The organism is Streptomyces sp. NPDC028308 (genome assembly GCF_055565855.1).
On record NZ_JBVHTO010000011.1, the window covers coordinates 348,910 to 365,572 of the forward strand.

The following is a 16,663-nucleotide window of genomic DNA, read 5'->3' on the forward strand; positions in this document are numbered from 1 at the left end:
GGTCGGTCAGGAGCGGGACTTGGCCGTACGGCGGCGGGTCGCCACGGCGATGGCCGCACCGGCGGCGAGCAGAGCGGCGGCGCCGCCCGCGATCGGGAGGGTGTTGCCGCCGCCGGTCTCGGCGAGGTCGCCCTCCGGAGTGGACTCGCCTCCGGCGGGCGTGGGCGCCGCGGGCGTGGTGGACTCCGCGTCGGACGGCGTGGACTCCGGCTTCGAGGCCGACGGGGTGGCGGACGCGGGCGGGGTCGAGGCGGGCGCGGTCGACGCCGGGGGCGTGGACGCCGGCGGGGTCGTCTCCGGCGTGCCGGGCGTCTCGGACGTGCAGTCCTTCGTGCCGCCGTTCCACGCGGCGATCAGCTTGTCCTTGATGACCGGGCGGTCCGGGCCCTGCGGCACGTCACCGTGCTCGAAGCCGTCGTTCGCGTCGGTCCGGCCGTCGAACTTGACCTTGCCCCGGTACAGGTCGACCTGCGCGAAGCAGCCCGCGTCCGGCACCGAGATGTCCAGCGAGTCCGTCTCGCCGCGCTTCACGGTCACGGTGTCGAAGTCGTGGAAGACCTGGACACCGGAGGTCTTGAAGGTCGCGCCGTGCGTCCGGTAGGCGGCGAGCGACGCCGTGCACGTCGCGGCGTCCTCGGCGGCCCGCACCTTGATGTGCACCTTGCCGTCCTCGGTGGGCCGGAGGTTCAGGTCGTCGACGCGGACGGAGTCGGCGAACTCCTTGCCGTCCAGGGAGAACTGGCAGCGATCCGTCTCCGTCACCGTGCCCGGCCCCTGTCCGGACGTGTATCCGCGGCCGGCCCCGTCCCAGCCGTCGCCGCCCGGTGTGTCGGTGGCGTACGCGCTGGTCGTGACGGCGGAGAGGGCGACGACCGCCGCGCCCGTCCCCAGCAGGCAGCGCATCGTGACACGTCTCGCTATGGACATGCGGATCCCATCGTGAGGTTGCGAGACCCGGGCGACGGCAGCGGGCAGCACAAAGCAGCCGGGGGCCGGCCGCACCGGGGATCAAGGGTCGAAGAAACACCGGGCTCATTGGTCACATGTGCCACGGTGCGACCACATCGTCGGCCAACGCGTGAGCACTGTCAACCTTGTTGAACGCGCACATACTTCACGGGTCGTCACATGACGGCCACACAGGGAACCGGATATTCCGGCGACCGCGTGAGATGCGCCGAGGTCACCGCCGTGAGGGCACGACGATCCAGGTCACGAAGGAACGGACAACTGGACTGCCCACGCCCGCATGTGAACCGGGTCGCAGCCAACTGACGCCGGTTGGCGGGGACTTCACCGCAGCGCAGACAGGGCCGCGGAGAGCTGGGTCGGACCGGGCCCGGAAGACACACGGGAGAGCCGGTCCGAGAGGAGTGACGCAACGGCGGAGCCGGCCCAAGAGGGGGTCACGCACGGCGGAGCCGGTCCGAGAGTGGGCACGGACGGCGGGTCCGGGTCCGGGTCCGGGAAAAGGGGAACGCACGGCGGAAGGCCGTGCGTGAAGGGGGCCGGAAAGCAGTCGACGCGGCCGGTCGCGTGTTGCTGCGACCGCCGCGTCCGTCCCGGCCGGACCGGCCGGGGAAGTACCGCTCGGGGTTACGCCGTCTCGGTCCAGCTCGGCGCCGCGGGGGCGGCCGGAGCGGCGGCGGGACGGCAGGTGAAGCCGAGCCGCGTGAGCGCGCGGGCGACCTCGGACTCCGTGAAGTCACGGCGGTCCTGCTTGGTGATCACTTCGCCGACCTGCTTGATGGGGTACGTGTGCGAGCCGACGGTCACGGATCCACCGGTGACGGGTTCCGGCCGGACACCCGACATCGAGTGCTCCACCTCGCTCTTGATGAGGTCGAACGGGAAACGGGCGATCACACAACGCATGGTGCCTCCGCGGGGCGAAATTCAGTGCTGATCCGGACGAGGAACAGGGCCTTGCGCGGCGCAGAAAGCGCGGAAAGCCGTACTCGAAAATGCCCGGAAAACGAAAAAGCAGGTGGCCGGGGCCCGCACCCCGTGGTGCGGGCCCCGGCCACCTGTAACGCGTCAGCCAACCCGTGGGTCAGGCGTCAGCCGTGTCCCAGGACTAGGCGGGGACGATGTTCTCGGCCTGCGGGCCCTTCTGGCCCTGCGTGACGTCGAAGGTCACCTTCTGGCCTTCCTGGAGCTCACGGAAGCCCTGGGTGGCGATGTTCGAGTAGTGGGCGAAGACGTCAGCGCCGCCGCCGTCCTGCTCGATGAAGCCGAAGCCCTTTTCAGCGTTGAACCACTTCACGGTACCAGTAGCCATGTCATATCTCCTTACGGGAGCAGTGCTCGAAGGCCCGCACTGTGCGGACCCGCGGTCGCCGCGATGATTGCCCCGTCCGGAGAAAAACACCGGAAATTCAGAAGCGAACCGCCCAGTACTGACCGGGTGGTGCGCTCCAAGACTTTGGGAACCACAACTGCAACTGAAATCGACAGTAGCACGGCAGCTGCCGGAGAGGGCGGGCCACTATGCCACCCCTTCCGAAGAAATAACAAAACCTGTCGGCGCATCCCGGCGATTTCTGCTTCCGCCACGACAGATATCCGTCGGGGCTCGTTGGAGGGCTCAGCGGCCTTTCCAGTCCCCCCAAGACCGAGCGGCCTCCCGCGCGCCGGGGGCCGACGGACACCGGACGGGCGCCCGCGGTGTCACCCACGTCACTCGTACGTCACCCGTACGGTCCGGCGCGGTGGTGGACGCGTACGAGGAATGGTGCCTTGAGGCAGACGGGCACGAGTGATCACCCGCGGCACCCGGGACCGGGGCGCGGACACTCCCCTGCCCGGCCCGAAGGCCCGGACGCGTCGCCCCGCACCGCTGGAGGTACCGCCATGCACCGTCTGCCCCGCGTTCTCGCCACGGCCCTGGCAGCGGGCGCGCTGCTGACGAGCGCGGCCTGCTCGGCCGGCGGCGGCCCGGGCCGGGGCGCCGGTACGTACGCGGGCGCGGGTGACACGAGGGCGTCGGGCGAGCGGCGGCAGGCGGCGCCCGCGGCCGCCGCAGCGCTCAGCGACGCGCAGGCCGCGCACGCGCGGCTCGCCCTCGACGACCTCGGCTCCCGGTGGGCGCCCACCGAGGGGGCCGCCACCTGGCACGACGCCCTGCTGAAGGGCACGGCGCAGGACGCGGACTGCCGGCGGCTGCTCGACGGGCTGTACGAGGACGCGCTGCTGGGAGAGCCATCCGGCGGACGGGCCGTGGTCGGCTTCGACGACACCGAGAACGGGGCCCAGCTGCGCCATGTGGTCGCCGCGTACGACCGTTCCCGGCTGGACGCCTCCATGGAGTGGCTGCGGGGTCTGCCCGCGCGGTGCGGCGAGTTCACGGCGACGGACGGACAGGGGGTGGAGCGGGCGGTGCAGCTCGTGGAGTCGCCGCTGCCCGGGCTCGGGGACGCGCGGCAGGGGCTGCGGATGACCGTGAGCGGGGACGTCGAGCAGATCCCCGCCACCCTCACCCTCGACATCGTCGCCGTCCGCGTCGGCGACAGCGCCTTCGTCCTCACCGACGGCGGGCTGTACGGCACCGACGAGGAGTCCACCGCGCGGGCCGCCGAACGCGGTACGCAGCGGCTGAAGGCCGTCCTGGCCGACCGGGCCGCCGGGGCGCCGTCGACCAGGCGGCGGTGACCCGGGGGCGGTGACGCCCGCCTGCTACTCGCGGTGGAACCGCTTGCGGTGCGCGAGCACCTCGCGGGCCGCCACGCCCGCCGTACGGCCGTCCGCGAAGGCGTACGCGCGCAGCCGGGCCAGCGCGTCCTCCGGGCCGATGCCGAGCTGGGCCATGATCATGCCGATGGCCTGGTGGATCTCGTCGTGGTCCGAGGTCAGCCGGCTCAGCCACGAGTCGTCGCCGCGCATCCCCGTCCACTCCCCGCGCGGCAGGGACATCAGGGCGACCGTCACGACCCCGGCCACCAGCCGTCCGGTGCTCAGCTCGCGCCGGGTCGGTTCGCCGGGGGAGTCCCGGTAGAGGTCCAGCGTGCCGACGCACACCCGCGCGTCGCCCAGCGGCAGCGAGTACACCGCCCGCACACCGGCGCCGGTGGCCTCCTCGGCGAAGACGGGCCAGCGGCCCGCGTCGGCGCCCCGCGTCAGGTCACAGGCGATGACGGCGGTTCCGGCCGCGGCGGCGTCCAGGCAGGGGCCCTCGCCCAGCGTGCCCTGGACGTCCGCGATCCGGGCGGCGGTCGCGTCGCTCGCGCCCAGCCGCACGGGCAGTCCGTCGCTGCGCAGCGACATGCTGGCCCCGCTGACCGGCAGCAGTTCGACGGCCGCCGCGCACAGCCGCCCGGGCAGTTCCTCGGGCGGTACGTCCCAGACGGCGTCCGCGATCGCCACGGCGACCTCGAAGTCGGCGTCGGCCGCCCCGTCGGCGGAGGCGTCCCGGAACTCCGGGGCCTCGTCCACGCGGCACTCCGGCGCGATGTCCGGACCGGGCCGCCCCCGGGGCCCGGGTGGCGGCGAACCGTCGCCGCCCCCGGCACCGGGGTCCGCTCCCGCCGCCGTCCGTCCTGCGGTTCCGGGGTCCACCCCGTTGTCGTGTGTGCCGTCGTCGCCGTTCGGCTCACGGGCGTCCGGAGAGTCGTCACCGGAGCCCGACGAGCCGCAACCGCCCTTCCTCGACCGCACGGCCACCGCCTCCTTCCGCGCCTCGCCCGTCGACCAGCCGTGTCCGGCGGAGTGCGTGTTCGCGTCCGAGTACCCACGGCGGCGGATCCAAGCGGACGGCTCGCGACCGGGCTCGGGAATCCTCCGGTGCGGCGGGCAGGTGCGGGGGCCAACCCCGACCCGTCAGAGCGGGGGCTGGGCCGGGGCTGGGCCGAGGGTGGTGGTGCCGGGGGCCGTGCGGTGGCCGAGGCCCGTGCGGTAGGCGTCGAGCGCGGCCTCCACGCGGCCGGTGCGGCGCAGCAGGTCGCCGAGGAGGCGGCACAGGTCGGCGAGGTCGCCCGCGGCCCCGGCGCGTTCCAGCAGGCTCATGGCGCGGACGTAGTGCTCCTCGGCCGCGTCCGTGTCGCGGGCGTCCTCGGCGATGATGCCGAGGAGGCGGTGGGCGCCCGCCGAGTGCACGGCGCCGCGCTCGGAGCTGAGGTCGCCCAGCACCTCGCGCAGCAGCGCCGCAGCCTCCTCGGACTTCCCGCGCCGGTGCAGGACGTCGGCCAGCTCGACGTTGACCTGGCTGGTGTAGAGGGCGGCGCGTTTGGCGGTGAGCATGGTCTGGGCCTCCCGCAACTCGGCCTCGGCGCGCTCCAGTTCGCCGTTCTGCGCGTACAGGTAGCCGCGCATCCAGTGGCAGTTGGCGAGTTCGGTACGGATCTGGAGCTGGCGGTAGAGCTCGGCGGCCTTGGCGAGGGACGCGTCGGCCTCGGCGGTGCGGCCCTCGGCGAGCAGGGTGCGGGCGACGGAGCGGTGCATGCGGGCGACCAGCGCGGGGTCGCCGACCTGGGGTGCCAGGGCGAGCGCGAACTCGGCGGCCTGGGCGGCGCGGGCGTGCGCGCCCATGTCCATGTAGGGCGCGATGACGCCCGTGTAGAGGAGCAGGAGCGCGTCGGGGTCGTGCAGGCCGGTGCGGTTCAGTTCGTCGAGCGAGGACTCGAACAGGTAGCAGGCGTAACGCAGTTCGCCCGCGAGGTAGTGGGAGACGGCCCGGCCGCGCAGGGCGGGGACGCGCAGCGGCAGCGGGGCGTCCCCGAGCCGCTGCTCCGACTGCTCGAAGCGGGTGCGGGCGGTCTCCAGGTCCCCTGTCTCCAGGGCGCATTCGCCGAGGCCCAGCAGGGCGGCGGCCTGTTCGGCGACGAGCCCGTGCGCCTCGGCGTCGGCGAGCAGCGCGCCGTACTGCTCGGCGGCCACCTCGGCCTCTCCGGTGGCGAGGGTCCGCTGCGCGTCCGTCAGCCGCAGCCGCAGGCCGGTGGCGAGGTGGGCGGGCCGGCCGGTCGCCAGCTCGTCGTAGGCCACGCCGAGCCGCTCGGCGATGTGCCGCAGCGCCGGTTCGGAGGCGCGGACGCGGCCGGCCTCCAGGGTGGAGATGTAGGCCGGCGTGTACGCCGGTTCCGCCAACTGCTTCTGTGTCAGACCGCGTTCCGTCCGCAGCTGCTGCACCCTGCGCCCGATGATCCCCGGGTCGTCGCGCTCCGCCATGAATTAAGCATGCCATTAAGGGGAGTTACATCCGAACGCCTTTTGACTTTCGTTTAACTCCCCCTGTGCGTCTTGCCCTTGGCCCATGGGTGGCTCTACGTTAAGCGGCGCATTAAACGTGCTTAACACGCCGCTGTTGCGAGGTCGCCGTGCTCCGACGCCTTTCCGCCCGCCATCTGCGCGGCCTCGGTGCCGCGGTGGTCGCCGTGGCCGCGCTGGTCACGGCCGCGAACGCCGGTCCCGCCAGGGCGGACGGGCTCCCCGCGGCCCCGCACACCGTCCACGCTCCGGACACCGCCCGCGGGGCCGATCCGCGGCTGCCCTGAGCGAAGGGCCCGCGGCCCGGCGAGGACACCCGTCACACGCCTGCCGCACCCGCCGCCCGGCGCCTACGCTGACGCCGTGACCTCTGCCGCCGCACGCACCGCGCTGGACCTCACCGCCGACCTCCCGGTCCCCGCCCTGGAGGACCTCTACCGGGACCTGCACCGCCACCCCGAACTGTCGCTTCGCGAGCACCGCACGGCGGCGGCCCTCGCCGGCCGGCTCCGCGCGGCCGGCTACGAGACGGCCGAGGGCGTCGGCGGCACCGGAGTCGCCGCGCTGCTGCGCAACGGCGAGGGGCCCACCGTCCTGCTGCGCGCCGACATGGACGCGCTCCCGGTCACCGAGGAGACCGGACTGCCCTACGCCTCCGAGCGCGACGGCGTCATGCACGCCTGCGGACACGACCTGCACGTGACCTGGCTGACCGGCGCGGCCGAGGCGCTGGCGGCGGGCCGCGACACCTGGTCGGGCACCCTCCTGGTCGTCGGCCAGCCCGCCGAGGAGACCGGCGAGGGCGCCGCGCTGATGGTCGGGGACGGTCTGTACGAGCGCTTCCCGCGGCCCGACGTGCTGCTCGGCCAGCACGCGGCACCCGGCCCCGTCGGGCTCTACGCCCACTCCCCGGGCCTGATCATGTCGGCCTCGACGGACATCGACATCGTCGTCCACGGGCGCGGCGGGCACGGCTCGCGGCCCGAGTCGACGGTGGACCCGGTGGTGACGGCCGCCTACCTGGTGACGCGGCTGCAGACCGTCGTCAGCCGGGAGATCGCCGCCCGCGAGCCGGCCGTCCTCACGGTGGGCCGCATCGAGGCGGGCACCCGGCACAACATCATCCCGGCCGAGGCCCGCGTCGAACTCAACATCCGTACGCAGTCCGACGAGGTCCGCGACCGGATGATCGCCGCCATCCGCCGGATCGCGGCCGGTGAGTGCGCGAGCGCCGGCTGCCCGCGCGAGCCGGACGTCACCGTCGGCAACACCTTCCCGGTCACGGTGAACGACCCCGAGACCGACCACCGCGTCGCCGCCGTGCACGGCAGGGTGTTCGGCGCCGGGACGATCCTCGACCCCGGGCCCGCGATGGGCAGCGAGGACTTCGCGCGGCTCGCGGAGCACGAGGGCGGGCGGCTCCCCTACTCCTACTGGTTCGTGACGAGCACGCCCGCCGACGTCTGGGACGCGGCCCCGGGCACCGACCTGATGGAGAAGTTCGCCGCGGTCCCCGGCAATCACAGCCCGCACTTCGCACCGGACCTGTCGACCGTCGTGCCGGGGGTGCGGACGCTGGTGTCCGGGGCGCTGGCGTACCTCGTCCACTGACGCCGCGCCCGTACGCCCCGGTCTTACGGAGTGGTGACGTGCGGCGCGCGGTCCGCGACGCGGCGCGGCCGCGCCCCTAGCGTGGGCGGCATGCGGGTACTGGTCACCGGCGGAGCCGGGTTCATCGGGTCGGAGATCGTCACGGCACTGCGCGCGCGGGGCCACGAGGCGGTCGTCTACGACGTGCGGGAGGGCCGGGACGTACGCGACCCGGCGTCGGTGGCGGAGGCCCTGCCCGGGGTGGACGCGGTGTGCCACCAGGCGGCGCTGGTCGGGCTCGGCAACGGTTTTTCCGACGCCGCCGAGTACGTCTCGCGCAACGACCTCGGCACGGCGGTGCTGCTGACGGCGATGGCCGAGGCGGGGGTGCGGCGGCTGGTGCTGGCCGGCTCGATGGTGGTCTACGGGGAGGGCCGGTACGCCTGCGGGCGCCACGGCGTCGTGCGCCCGGGCCCCCGCGCCGAGGCCGACCTCGCCGCCGGCCGCTTCGAGCCCGCCTGCCCGGTGTGCGGCGACGACCTGGTCCCGGGACTGGTCGCGGAGGACGCCCCGGCCGACCCGCGCAACGTCTACGCGACGACCAAGCTGGCGCAGGAGCACCTGGCCGCCGCCTGGGCCAGGAGCACCGGGGGCGGGGCGGTGTCGCTGCGCTACCACAACGTCTACGGGCCCGGCATGCCCCGCGACACCCCGTACGCGGGCGTCGCGGCGTTCTTCCGCTCCGCGCTGGCCCGGGGCGAGTCCCCGCGGGTCTTCGAGGACGGCGGGCAGCGCCGGGACTTCGTGCACGTGCGGGACGTGGCGGCGGCCAACGTGCTGGCGCTGGAGGCCGGTCCGGCCGACGGCACGTTCACCGCGTACAACACGGGGAGCGGGGACCCGCACACCGTCGGCGAGCTGGCGCACGCCCTCGCCGCCGCCCACGGCGGCCCGCGGCCGGTGGTCACCGGCGAGTACCGGCTGGGCGACGTCCGCCACATCACGGCGGACTCCGCCCGGCTCCGGGCCGACCTGGGCTGGAAGCCGGAGGTGGCCTTCGAGGACGGCATGCGGGAGTTCGCGGGCGCGGCCCCGGAGTCCGTCAGCCGGTGAGCTGCGCGGACCGGAGTCCGTCGAGGCGGCGCTGGATGTGGAGCAGCGCGCCCTCGCGGCGGCCCGGGACGCGGCGGCGCAGCTCGGCCAGGGCGGGGGCCAGTTCGCGGGCCCGGCCCGCGTCCTCGATGCGGCCCCACTGGTGGTGGGCGCGGTCGGCGGCCGATTCCACGGCGGGCGCGTCCGGGGACTGCCCGGCGCCGAGCCGTACGGTGGCGACCGCGAGCCAGGCCCGGCAGCTGTGGACGGGATCGCCCGCGAACATCGCGAGGTCGGCCCGGACCTCCATCCAGTGCAGCGCCTGCTCGGAGGCGGGGCCGTGGGCGCGTACGGCCGTCCGCTCCCACTGCTCGGCCAGCGCGGCGGCCTCCGCGTGCCGGCCGGCCTGCACGGCGGCGGTGATCGCCGCGTGCGGGTCGGGCGCCACCGGCACCCTGCCCTCCGCCGACAGCACGACCCCGGGCGCGTCGCCGTCCGCGAGCGCCCGCGTCAGGGCCAGTTGGTGCAGCTGCTCCGGCACCGGCCGGTGGCCGCTGCGCAGGATCGTGGCCAGGGACCTCATGTACGCCGGTGCCGCCACCGTACGGCGGGGCGGGGGCGGCGCGATCCGCCCGTAGAGGCTCACGCCCGGGCCGGCCGTGAGCGGCTGGGACGCCAGCGCCTGCCAGGCCTCCGCGTCCGCGTGCAGGTCGGCGAAGAGCGTGGTGGTGCCCGGCGGGCGCAGCCGCAGCTCCTCGCGGACCCAGTGCCAGGGGAACGCCGTGTAGCGGACCGTGGCCGGGGTGGTGCGCGCCAGCGCGAGGTGCGGCAGCCGTTGCCTGCGGTCGAGCTGGAGCTGGCCGGTGAGGTACACGGTCAGCGGTCCGGCGGACGTCGCGGCGGCGCGCAGGCGGGTGAGGACGGCCTGGGGGTCCAGCGGGTCGGCGAGCTCGACCACGTTCGCCGTCTCGGCGCCGGACAGCACGGCGGGTGCCACGGCGGCGAGGACGGGGAGCACGGAGGCCGCGTCCACCAGGCATCCCCTGCCCACCGGCGAGGCCGCGAGCAGCAGCACGGTTCCGGGCATCGTTCCCTCCCCCATCGATCACCTACGGCAGCACCGTAACCGCTGCGCGTGCAAACGGGGGACCTCGCGGGGGCCGTACGTGCGAACACCCGGCGCCTGCCGGGCGGTTGCGCCCGGCGCCCGTCCCCGGCGTTCACACCGTCGGCGTACCGGGGAAGGGGCCGGTCTACGGCCCCTAGGCCCGCACCTCCGTGCCGGGGAACGTCGTCGGCAGGGTGGGGAGCGTCACCTCGAAGCGGCAGCCGCCGGAGACGTTGCGTACGGCGGCGCGGCCCTGGTGGGCCTCCACGATGCCGCGCACGATGGCGAGTCCGAGGCCGGCGCCGGCCGGGGGCGTCCGGGCGTGGGTGCCGCGCCAGCCGGTGTCGAAGACGCGCGGCAGGTCCTCCTCGGGGATGCCGCCGCAGCCGTCGGTGACGGACAGCACGACGCCCTCCGGCGAGCGTTCCGCCGCCACCGCGACGGTCCCGTCGGCGGGGGTGCGGCGGATCGCGTTGACGAGGAGGTTGCCGAGTACACGGCTCATCTCCTTGCCGTCCACCTCCACGGGCAGCGGTTCGACCCGGTCCCCGACCAGGCGTACGCCGTGCTCGCGGGCCAGCGGGTCCGCCCCGGCGAGGGCGTCGCCGACGAGGTCGTACAGGGAGATCCGGGACGGGGAGAGGGCGAGGGAACCGGCGTGGATGCGGGAGAGTTCGAAGAGGTCGCCGACCATGCCGTTCAGGCGCTCGACCTCCGTGCGGATCTGGCGCAGGTAGCGGGCGGGGTCGGCGGCGACCCCGTCCTCCAGCGCCTCCGACATCGCGCGCAGCCCGGCGAGCGGGGTGCGCAGGTCGTGGGAGATCCAGGCGACCAGCTCGCGGCGGGAGGTCTCCAGGGCGCGCTCGCGGTCGCGGGACTCGGCCAGCTTGGCGCTCGTGGCCTGCAACTCCCGGCTCAGCGCCGCCAGTTCGGCGGTGGCCGGACCCGCGGGGGCGGCGAAGGCGCCGCCGTCGCCGAAGGAGCGGGCGGCGAGGGTCAGGGCGCGGCTGCGGCCGACGACCCAGCGGCCGAGCAGCAGCGCGGTGGCCAGCGAGACCACGGCGGCCATCGCCACCACGGTCGTCACCACGGTCAGGTCGTGCGGGGACAGGAACATCGCCCACGCGACGGCGAGGGTGCCCGCGAGCATCGCGGTCACGGCGACGGCGGCCACCACGGCGAGGGAGGCGGTGAGCGAGCGCCGCCGGATCAGCCAGAGCACGAACGCCCCGAACAGCCCGGCCGCGGCGGCCCCGAGAAAGGCGAAGAGGGCTATGAGCAGCATGTCGCGCATGGGCTACGGCTCCTGCGTGGGCACGTGCGGGAGGACCCCGCCGGGGGTGGAGGCGGGGGGTGGGGACAGGTCGGGGTCGGGCGCCGAGGACGTCTCGGGGGCGGCGGGCCCGGGCGGCGAGGCGGGCTCGGGCAGCGCGAGGGTGGGGGGTGCGGGGGCAGTGGGATCGGAGGTGGCCGTCGTCCCGGGTGCGGGGTCGGGAGGCCAAGGCGAGCCGGGGGCGGGTGGGTTCGGGGCGTGGCCCGATGCGGCGGAGGAAGCCGGGGTGGGGCCGGGTACGGCAGGGGAGGCCGGGGTGGGGCTCTGGAGGGTGCCCGCATACGGGGGCACCCCGTCCGGCTCCGGCGCGGGGTCCCCTTCAGCAGACGCCCCGTCCGGATCTGGCCCGGGGTCCTCTCCGGCAGGCGCCCCGGTCGGTCCCGGCGCTGGGTCCTCTACGGCGGGCGCGCGGTCCGGGGCGGGCATGGGTACGGCGGCGGGGCCCTCGAAGCGGTAGCCGACGCCCCACACCGTGTGGATCAGCCGGGGCCTCGCGGGGTCGTCCTCGACCTTGCCGCGCAGCCGGCGGACGTGGACCGTGACGGTCGACAGGTCGCCGAAGTCCCAGCCCCAGACCTCGCGCATCAGCTCCTCGCGCCCGAAGGCCCGTCCGGCATGGCGCAGGAGGAACGCGAGCAGGTCGAACTCCCTTACCGTCAGGGCGAGTTCGACACCGTCCTTGGTGGCCTGACGAGCACCGGGGTCGACGGTCAGGCCGCCCGCGCGGAGCGGGCGGGCCCCGGCGGCGGGTCCGGTGCGGCGCAGTACGGACTCCACGCGCAGCACCAGCTCGCGCGGGCTGAAGGGCTTGGTGACGTAGTCGTCGGCGCCCACCTCCAGGCCGAGGATCCGGTCGTCCTCGTCCCCGCGCGCGGTGAGCATGATGACCGGCACCGGCCCCCGCGCCCGCATCCGCCGGCACACCTCCAGGCCGTCCATCCCCGGCAGCATCAGGTCCAGGACGACGAGGTCGGGCCAGTGGGCGGCCGCCCGGGCGAGTGCCTCGGTCCCGTCACCGGCGCGGTCCACGACGTAACCCGCGCGGTCCAGATAGCCGGAGACGATCTCGGCCACGGTGGGGTCGTCGTCCACGACGAGCACGCGGGCGCCCCCGGCGGCCTCCCGGTCGCGCCGGGCACCCCTGATCTCCGGTGACTGGTACGGCTGCTGCTCCATGCCGCCAGCCTCGCACCGCCCCGGTCCCCGTGGCGCCCCCGCGGCGGTCCGATCCCCCTGACGTCCGTGTTTCGTAAGGAGCCCGAGTCCGCTTTGTCCCCTTTGTGTTCGTAGGGTGAAACCCGTGACGACCTCTCCCGCATCGGAACCGGAATCGGCCCCGGCCACGGACACGGCATCCGTCGACGTGGTCCTGCCCTGCCTGAACGAGGCCGAGGCCCTCCCCTGGGTCCTCGACCGCATCCCGCCCGGCTGGCGCGCGCTGGTCGTGGACAACGGCTCCACGGACGGCTCGGCGGACCTCGCCCGCGCTCTCGGCGCGACCGTCGTCCACGAGGAACGCCGCGGCTTCGGCGCCGCCTGCCACGCGGGACTGACCGCGGCCACGGCGGACATCGTGTGCTTCTGCGACTGCGACGCCTCGCTCGACCCCTCGCTGCTCGCGCCCTTCGTCCGCGAGGTGCGCGAAGGAGGCGCGGACCTGGTGCTGGGCAGGCGGCGCCCGCAAGGCCGCGGCGCCTGGCCCGCCCACGCCCGCGCGGGCAATCTCGCGCTGTCCCGGATGCTCCGCCGCCGGACCGGCCTGCGCCTGCACGACCTCGGCCCGCTGCGGGCCGCCCGCCGTGCCCCGCTGCTCGCCCTCGGGATCACCGACCGGCGCAGCGGCTACCCCCTGGAGATGGTCGTCCGCGCCGCCGACGCCGGCTGGCACGTCACCGAGCACGACGTCCCGTACCTGCCGCGCAGCGGTGCCTCCAAGGTGACCGGCACCTGGCGCGGCACCTGGCAGGCGGTCCGCGACATGAGCCGGGTCCTGGCCGCGCCCGCCACCGCGCCCGTCCCCCTCTCCCCAGGAGGCACCGCCCAGTGAGCACCGCCCACGCCACCACCCTCCTCGTCATCGCCAAGGAGCCGCGCCCGGGGCGGGTGAAGACCCGGCTCACCCCGCCGTTCACGCCGCAGGAGGCGGCGGCGCTCGCCGAGGCCGCGCTCGCGGACACCCTCGACGCGGTGCTGGCCGCCCCGGCCCGGCGCCGCGTCCTGGTGCTGGACGGGACACCGGGACGCTGGCTGCCGCCCGGCTTCGACGTCGTACCGCAGTGCGCGGGCGGCCTCGACGAACGCCTCGCCGCCGCGTTCGCGGGCTGCGCCGGCCCCGCCCTCCTGATCGGCATGGACACCCCGCAGGTGACGCCCGCGCTCCTGAGCGTCGACTGGCGGGAGGGCGACGCCTTCTTCGGGCCGGCCGCGGACGGCGGCTTCTGGGCCCTGGGCCTGGCCGAACCCGATCCGGACCTGCTGCGCGGGGTCCCGATGTCGACGGCGGCCACCGGTGCCGTGCAGCGGGGGCGGCTGACCGCGGCCGGCCTGCGCGTACGGGACCTGCCCGTGCTGCGGGACGTCGACACCGCGCCCGACGCCGCGCGGGTCGCCGGGGCGGCGCCGGACGGACGGTTCGCGGCGGAACTGACCCGGCTGACGGCGGTCGCCGGACGATGAGCGCACCCACCGAGAGCGCCGCGCCCGCCGAGAGCGCCGCACCCGCCTGGTGTGCCGACCCGTACGCCGACGCGCTGCGCGCCGGCCGCGGACCCCTGTACCTGCGCCGCAACGACGGTTGGCTGCTGCCCCTGGAGGTGGAGCGGTGGTGCGCGGACGCCGACGCGGTGGACCTGGAGGTGCTGCGGCGGTGCGAGGGCGCCGTCCTCGACGTCGGCTGCGGCCCCGGCCGGCTCGTCGCGGCGCTCGCGTCCCGCGGCCGGCCGGCCCTCGGCGTCGACGTCAGTGAGGCGGCCGTCGCCCACACGCTGCGGCTCGGCGGACAGGCCCTGCTGAGGTCCGTGTTCGACCCGCTGCCGGGCGAGGGCCGCTGGGACACCGCGCTCCTCATCGACGGGAACGTCGGCATCGGCGGCGAACCCCGCACTTTGCTGCGCCGGATCTCCCGGCTCCTGGCCCCCGGCGGCCTGCTGATCGCCGAGAGCGCCCCGGTGGACGTGGACGAGCGGGTGCACGTACGGGTCTCCGACGGCCGGGGCGCCGCCGGTACCCCCTTCCCCTGGGCCCGGCTCGGCGCCCCGGCGCTGCTGCGGCACGCCCGCCGGGCCGGTTTCCGCGCCGAGGCTCAGTGGGCCGCGGGCGGGCGCTCCTTCGTCGCGCTGCGCCGCCGCGACGCCCTCGACACCCGCAGGGCGAGCAGCGCCGCCGAGCCCGCGAACAGCACCGCGGTGATCAACAGCCACCGGGCCAGGAACCCGTCGCCCGACAGGCTCGTGGCCGACGTGTAACGGTCCGCCACCTGCCCGCTGATCAGCGGGAACCAGACCAGCAGGAGCAGCCCCGACAGCGCCGCCGGGACGCGGACGAAGTTCCGCCACTCCCGGCGGCCGGCCGTGCCGAGCGCCCCGCCGACGGCCCGGTCCGCCGCCACGTACAGCGGCAGCAGCACCAGGTCGTGCAGCAGCGCGGCGCCCACGATCCACAGGGCCACGCCCACCCAGTCGTCGGCGAGCAGCCGTACCCCGGCGTAGGCGGCGAGGGCGAACGAGCAGCCGAGCAGCAGGAGTTGCAGCGGGCTGCCGAGGGGAATGCGCGGTCGGGCGGGCATCACAGGTCTCCGAACGTCATGCGGGCCACCCATTTGGTGTTGTGCACGCCGGGCGCCGCGGGGACGATGACGCGCGCGGGGTGGCCGTGGTCGGGGGTCAAGGGCTCGCCGTTGACGTGCAGGGCGAGCAGGGAACGCGGGTCGGCGACCTGGTTGGCGCGCAGGGCCGCCCTGCGGAACGCGCCGTGCCGCTGGAGGGACTCGACGAGCACGTCCGCGCCGTCCGGGTGGCCGACCAGCGCGGCCAGTTCCCGCAGCCGTACGCCCCGCCACCACTGGTCGGACGTCGACCAGCCCTCCACGCAGGCGATGGGCAGGGCGGCGCCGTGCTGCGGGAGCCGCAGGAGTGCGGCGCGGCTCAGCCGGACGGTCCCGGTGCGGCCCGTGACGACGAGCCGCCACGCCTCCTCACTGGTCTCGGCGGGGTCGATGCCCACCCCCGCGGCCGTCTTGTTGACCTGGAACGCGGCGGCCCCGGAGCCCGGTTCGGGGCCGCCGTGCGGGGCGAGCACGGCGGTCTCCCGCAGCGGCCCGTCGAAGCTGCGGCCCGCCGTCGTGACGAACAGCAGCAGCGAGCCGCCGCCGACCAGCCCGAGGGCCCCGCGCCGGGAGACGGTGGGCGGGGCGGGGTCCGGCGACACCAGCCCCTCGGCGGACGCCGCGACGTCCGGGAACGCGGGGCGGCCGACGGACGCGGGCCGCTCGGCGGACGCGGGGCGGCCGGCCGACGCGGGCCGCTCAGCGGACGCAGGCCGCTCGGCGGACGCAGGCCGCTCGGCGGACGCAGGCCGCTCGGCGGACGCGGGGCGGCCTGCGGACGCCGGTCCACCCGCGTCCGCGGGACTCTGCCCGGAGTCCGGTCCGGCGGGTGCCGGCCGGGGTTCCGTCCGCAGGTGGCGGAGGTTGCGCAGGGCCGTGGGCACCCGCAGCACCGCGTGCGTCAGGAACGCGGCGAAGAACACCCACGCGCCGTAGAAGTGCAGGGGGTAGAAGGAGCCCGGGAAGACGTAGTCGAGCTGGACGTTCAGGACGCCGGTGATGAACTCGAACAGGCCGCCGCCGACCAGCAGGAGCAGCGAGATCCGCTCCAGCCCGTGCGCGAGCGACCGGGCGGGCGGCAGCGCGAACAGCTTCGGCACCACCGACCACAGCTTCGCCAGGAGTACGGGGATCAGCACCAGGCCGAGCGTGACGTGCACGCCCTGGGTGAGGCGGTACAGCCACACCGGGTCCGTCGGCCAGGAGAAGAGGTAGAAGCCGAGCAGGCCCTTGTCCGGGGTCTTGTCGTTCACCGGGTCCAGGCCCGGGTTGTAGGCCGCGTAGGACAGCAGGCCCGTCACGAACAGCACCGTGATCCCGACGAGCAGGACGACACCGAGCACCGAGGTGAACCAGGGCCCGCGCAGGGGGCTGCGCCAGAAGGCGGGGGACGTGGGCGAGGCGGGGGAGCGGCGGGACAGCGGACGAAGGACGCGGGATGCGGGGAGCTGTGGGTCGCGCATGTCCCGACCGTAGGACGGCACCCCCCTCCGAAAGGGCTCAGGACCGATGACGAAAC

Annotated in this window: 15 protein-coding genes and 1 pseudogene; 7 read left to right on the plus strand and 9 right to left on the minus strand. The window is 75.3% G+C overall.

The window, feature by feature from the left end; all coding sequences use genetic code 11:
• Positions 1-6 precede the first annotated feature (6 nt).
• The 3 genes from ACZ4VA_RS26635 to ACZ4VA_RS26645 form a co-directional block, all read right to left on the minus strand.
• Positions 7-927 (minus strand): LAETG motif-containing sortase-dependent surface protein, encoded by a 921-nt coding sequence (locus ACZ4VA_RS26635; RefSeq protein ID WP_356238054.1) that lies wholly within the window; start codon positions 925-927, stop codon positions 7-9.
• A 669-nt stretch (positions 928-1,596) separates the two neighbouring features.
• Complete coding sequence (locus tag ACZ4VA_RS26640; protein WP_355788460.1) at positions 1,597-1,875, minus strand: SCO5918 family protein; 279 nt, start codon at positions 1,873-1,875, stop codon at positions 1,597-1,599.
• A gap of 202 nt (positions 1,876-2,077) precedes the next feature.
• Complete coding sequence (locus ACZ4VA_RS26645; RefSeq protein ID WP_010986199.1) at positions 2,078-2,281, minus strand: cold-shock protein; 204 nt, start codon at positions 2,279-2,281, stop codon at positions 2,078-2,080.
• 572 nt (positions 2,282-2,853) lie between these two features.
• Here ACZ4VA_RS26645 and ACZ4VA_RS26650 point away from each other — a divergent pair.
• Positions 2,854-3,651, plus strand: a complete 798-nt coding sequence (locus tag ACZ4VA_RS26650; RefSeq protein WP_356163747.1) for a hypothetical protein — start codon at positions 2,854-2,856, stop codon at positions 3,649-3,651.
• Between the two features lie 24 nt (positions 3,652-3,675).
• Here the strand turns inward: ACZ4VA_RS26650 and ACZ4VA_RS26655 are convergent, their stop codons facing one another.
• Together ACZ4VA_RS26655 and ACZ4VA_RS26660 are read right to left on the minus strand one after the other, a co-directional pair.
• Entirely contained in the window at positions 3,676-4,431 is a 756-nt protein-coding gene (locus ACZ4VA_RS26655; RefSeq protein ID WP_389390117.1) for an ANTAR domain-containing protein, read from the minus strand.
• Between the two features lie 384 nt (positions 4,432-4,815).
• Positions 4,816-6,159: a helix-turn-helix domain-containing protein gene (locus tag ACZ4VA_RS26660; protein WP_355791921.1), complete on the minus strand. Its 1,344-nt coding sequence runs from the start codon at positions 6,157-6,159 to the stop codon at positions 4,816-4,818.
• Positions 6,160-6,308: 149 nt separating this feature from the next.
• Here ACZ4VA_RS26660 and ACZ4VA_RS26665 point away from each other — a divergent pair, with 149 nt between their 5' ends.
• The 3 genes from ACZ4VA_RS26665 (at position 6,309) to ACZ4VA_RS26675 (ending at position 8,901) form a co-directional block, all read left to right on the plus strand.
• The gene (locus tag ACZ4VA_RS26665; RefSeq protein ID WP_355791918.1) at positions 6,309-6,485 is read left to right on the plus strand and encodes a hypothetical protein; all 177 of its coding nucleotides are present in this window, start codon (positions 6,309-6,311) and stop codon (positions 6,483-6,485) included.
• 76 nt (positions 6,486-6,561) lie between these two features.
• Positions 6,562-7,809 carry an amidohydrolase gene (locus ACZ4VA_RS26670; RefSeq protein WP_355791915.1) on the plus strand — a complete coding sequence of 416 codons (1,248 nt, stop codon included), beginning with the start codon at positions 6,562-6,564 and terminating at the stop codon, positions 7,807-7,809.
• 90 nt (positions 7,810-7,899) lie between these two features.
• Positions 7,900-8,901, plus strand: a complete 1,002-nt coding sequence (locus tag ACZ4VA_RS26675) for an NAD-dependent epimerase/dehydratase family protein (RefSeq protein WP_356163745.1) — start codon at positions 7,900-7,902, stop codon at positions 8,899-8,901.
• On the opposite strand, the gene ACZ4VA_RS26680 is transcribed toward ACZ4VA_RS26675, so the two are convergent.
• The 3 genes and pseudogenes from ACZ4VA_RS26680 to ACZ4VA_RS26690 all read right to left on the minus strand — a co-directional run.
• Positions 8,891-9,967 (minus strand): serine/threonine-protein kinase, encoded by a 1,077-nt coding sequence (locus ACZ4VA_RS26680; RefSeq protein WP_356163744.1) that lies wholly within the window; start codon positions 9,965-9,967, stop codon positions 8,891-8,893. The two genes, ACZ4VA_RS26675 and ACZ4VA_RS26680, sit on opposite strands and share 11 nt — an antisense overlap.
• 175 nt (positions 9,968-10,142) lie before the next feature.
• Positions 10,143-11,282, minus strand: coding sequence for a sensor histidine kinase (locus ACZ4VA_RS26685; protein ID WP_355794698.1), 1,140 nt, complete (start codon positions 11,280-11,282; stop codon positions 10,143-10,145).
• 483 nt (positions 11,283-11,765) lie between these two features.
• Positions 11,766-12,497, minus strand: a pseudogene (locus ACZ4VA_RS26690) (response regulator transcription factor); the annotation flags it as partial.
• Positions 12,498-12,612: 115 nt separating this feature from the next.
• Between ACZ4VA_RS26690 and ACZ4VA_RS26695 the strand changes: the two are divergent.
• The 3 genes from ACZ4VA_RS26695 to ACZ4VA_RS26705 are packed head-to-tail and all read left to right on the plus strand — an operon-like array spanning position 12,613 to position 14,785.
• Complete coding sequence (locus ACZ4VA_RS26695) at positions 12,613-13,368, plus strand: glycosyltransferase family 2 protein (RefSeq protein WP_452923458.1); 756 nt, start codon at positions 12,613-12,615, stop codon at positions 13,366-13,368.
• Positions 13,365-13,997 (plus strand): TIGR04282 family arsenosugar biosynthesis glycosyltransferase, encoded by a 633-nt coding sequence (locus ACZ4VA_RS26700; protein WP_468082709.1) that lies wholly within the window; start codon positions 13,365-13,367, stop codon positions 13,995-13,997. Before ACZ4VA_RS26695 ends, ACZ4VA_RS26700 begins: the two co-directional genes overlap by 4 nt.
• Positions 13,994-14,785, plus strand: coding sequence for a class I SAM-dependent methyltransferase (locus ACZ4VA_RS26705; RefSeq protein WP_468082710.1), 792 nt, complete (start codon positions 13,994-13,996; stop codon positions 14,783-14,785). The genes ACZ4VA_RS26700 and ACZ4VA_RS26705 overlap by 4 nt, the downstream gene beginning before the upstream one ends.
• Before the next feature lie 319 nt (positions 14,786-15,104).
• Here the strand turns inward: ACZ4VA_RS26705 and ACZ4VA_RS26710 are convergent, their stop codons facing one another.
• Positions 15,105-16,607, minus strand: a complete 1,503-nt coding sequence (locus ACZ4VA_RS26710) for a molybdopterin-dependent oxidoreductase (RefSeq protein ID WP_468082712.1) — start codon at positions 16,605-16,607, stop codon at positions 15,105-15,107.
• Positions 16,608-16,663 lie beyond the last annotated feature (56 nt).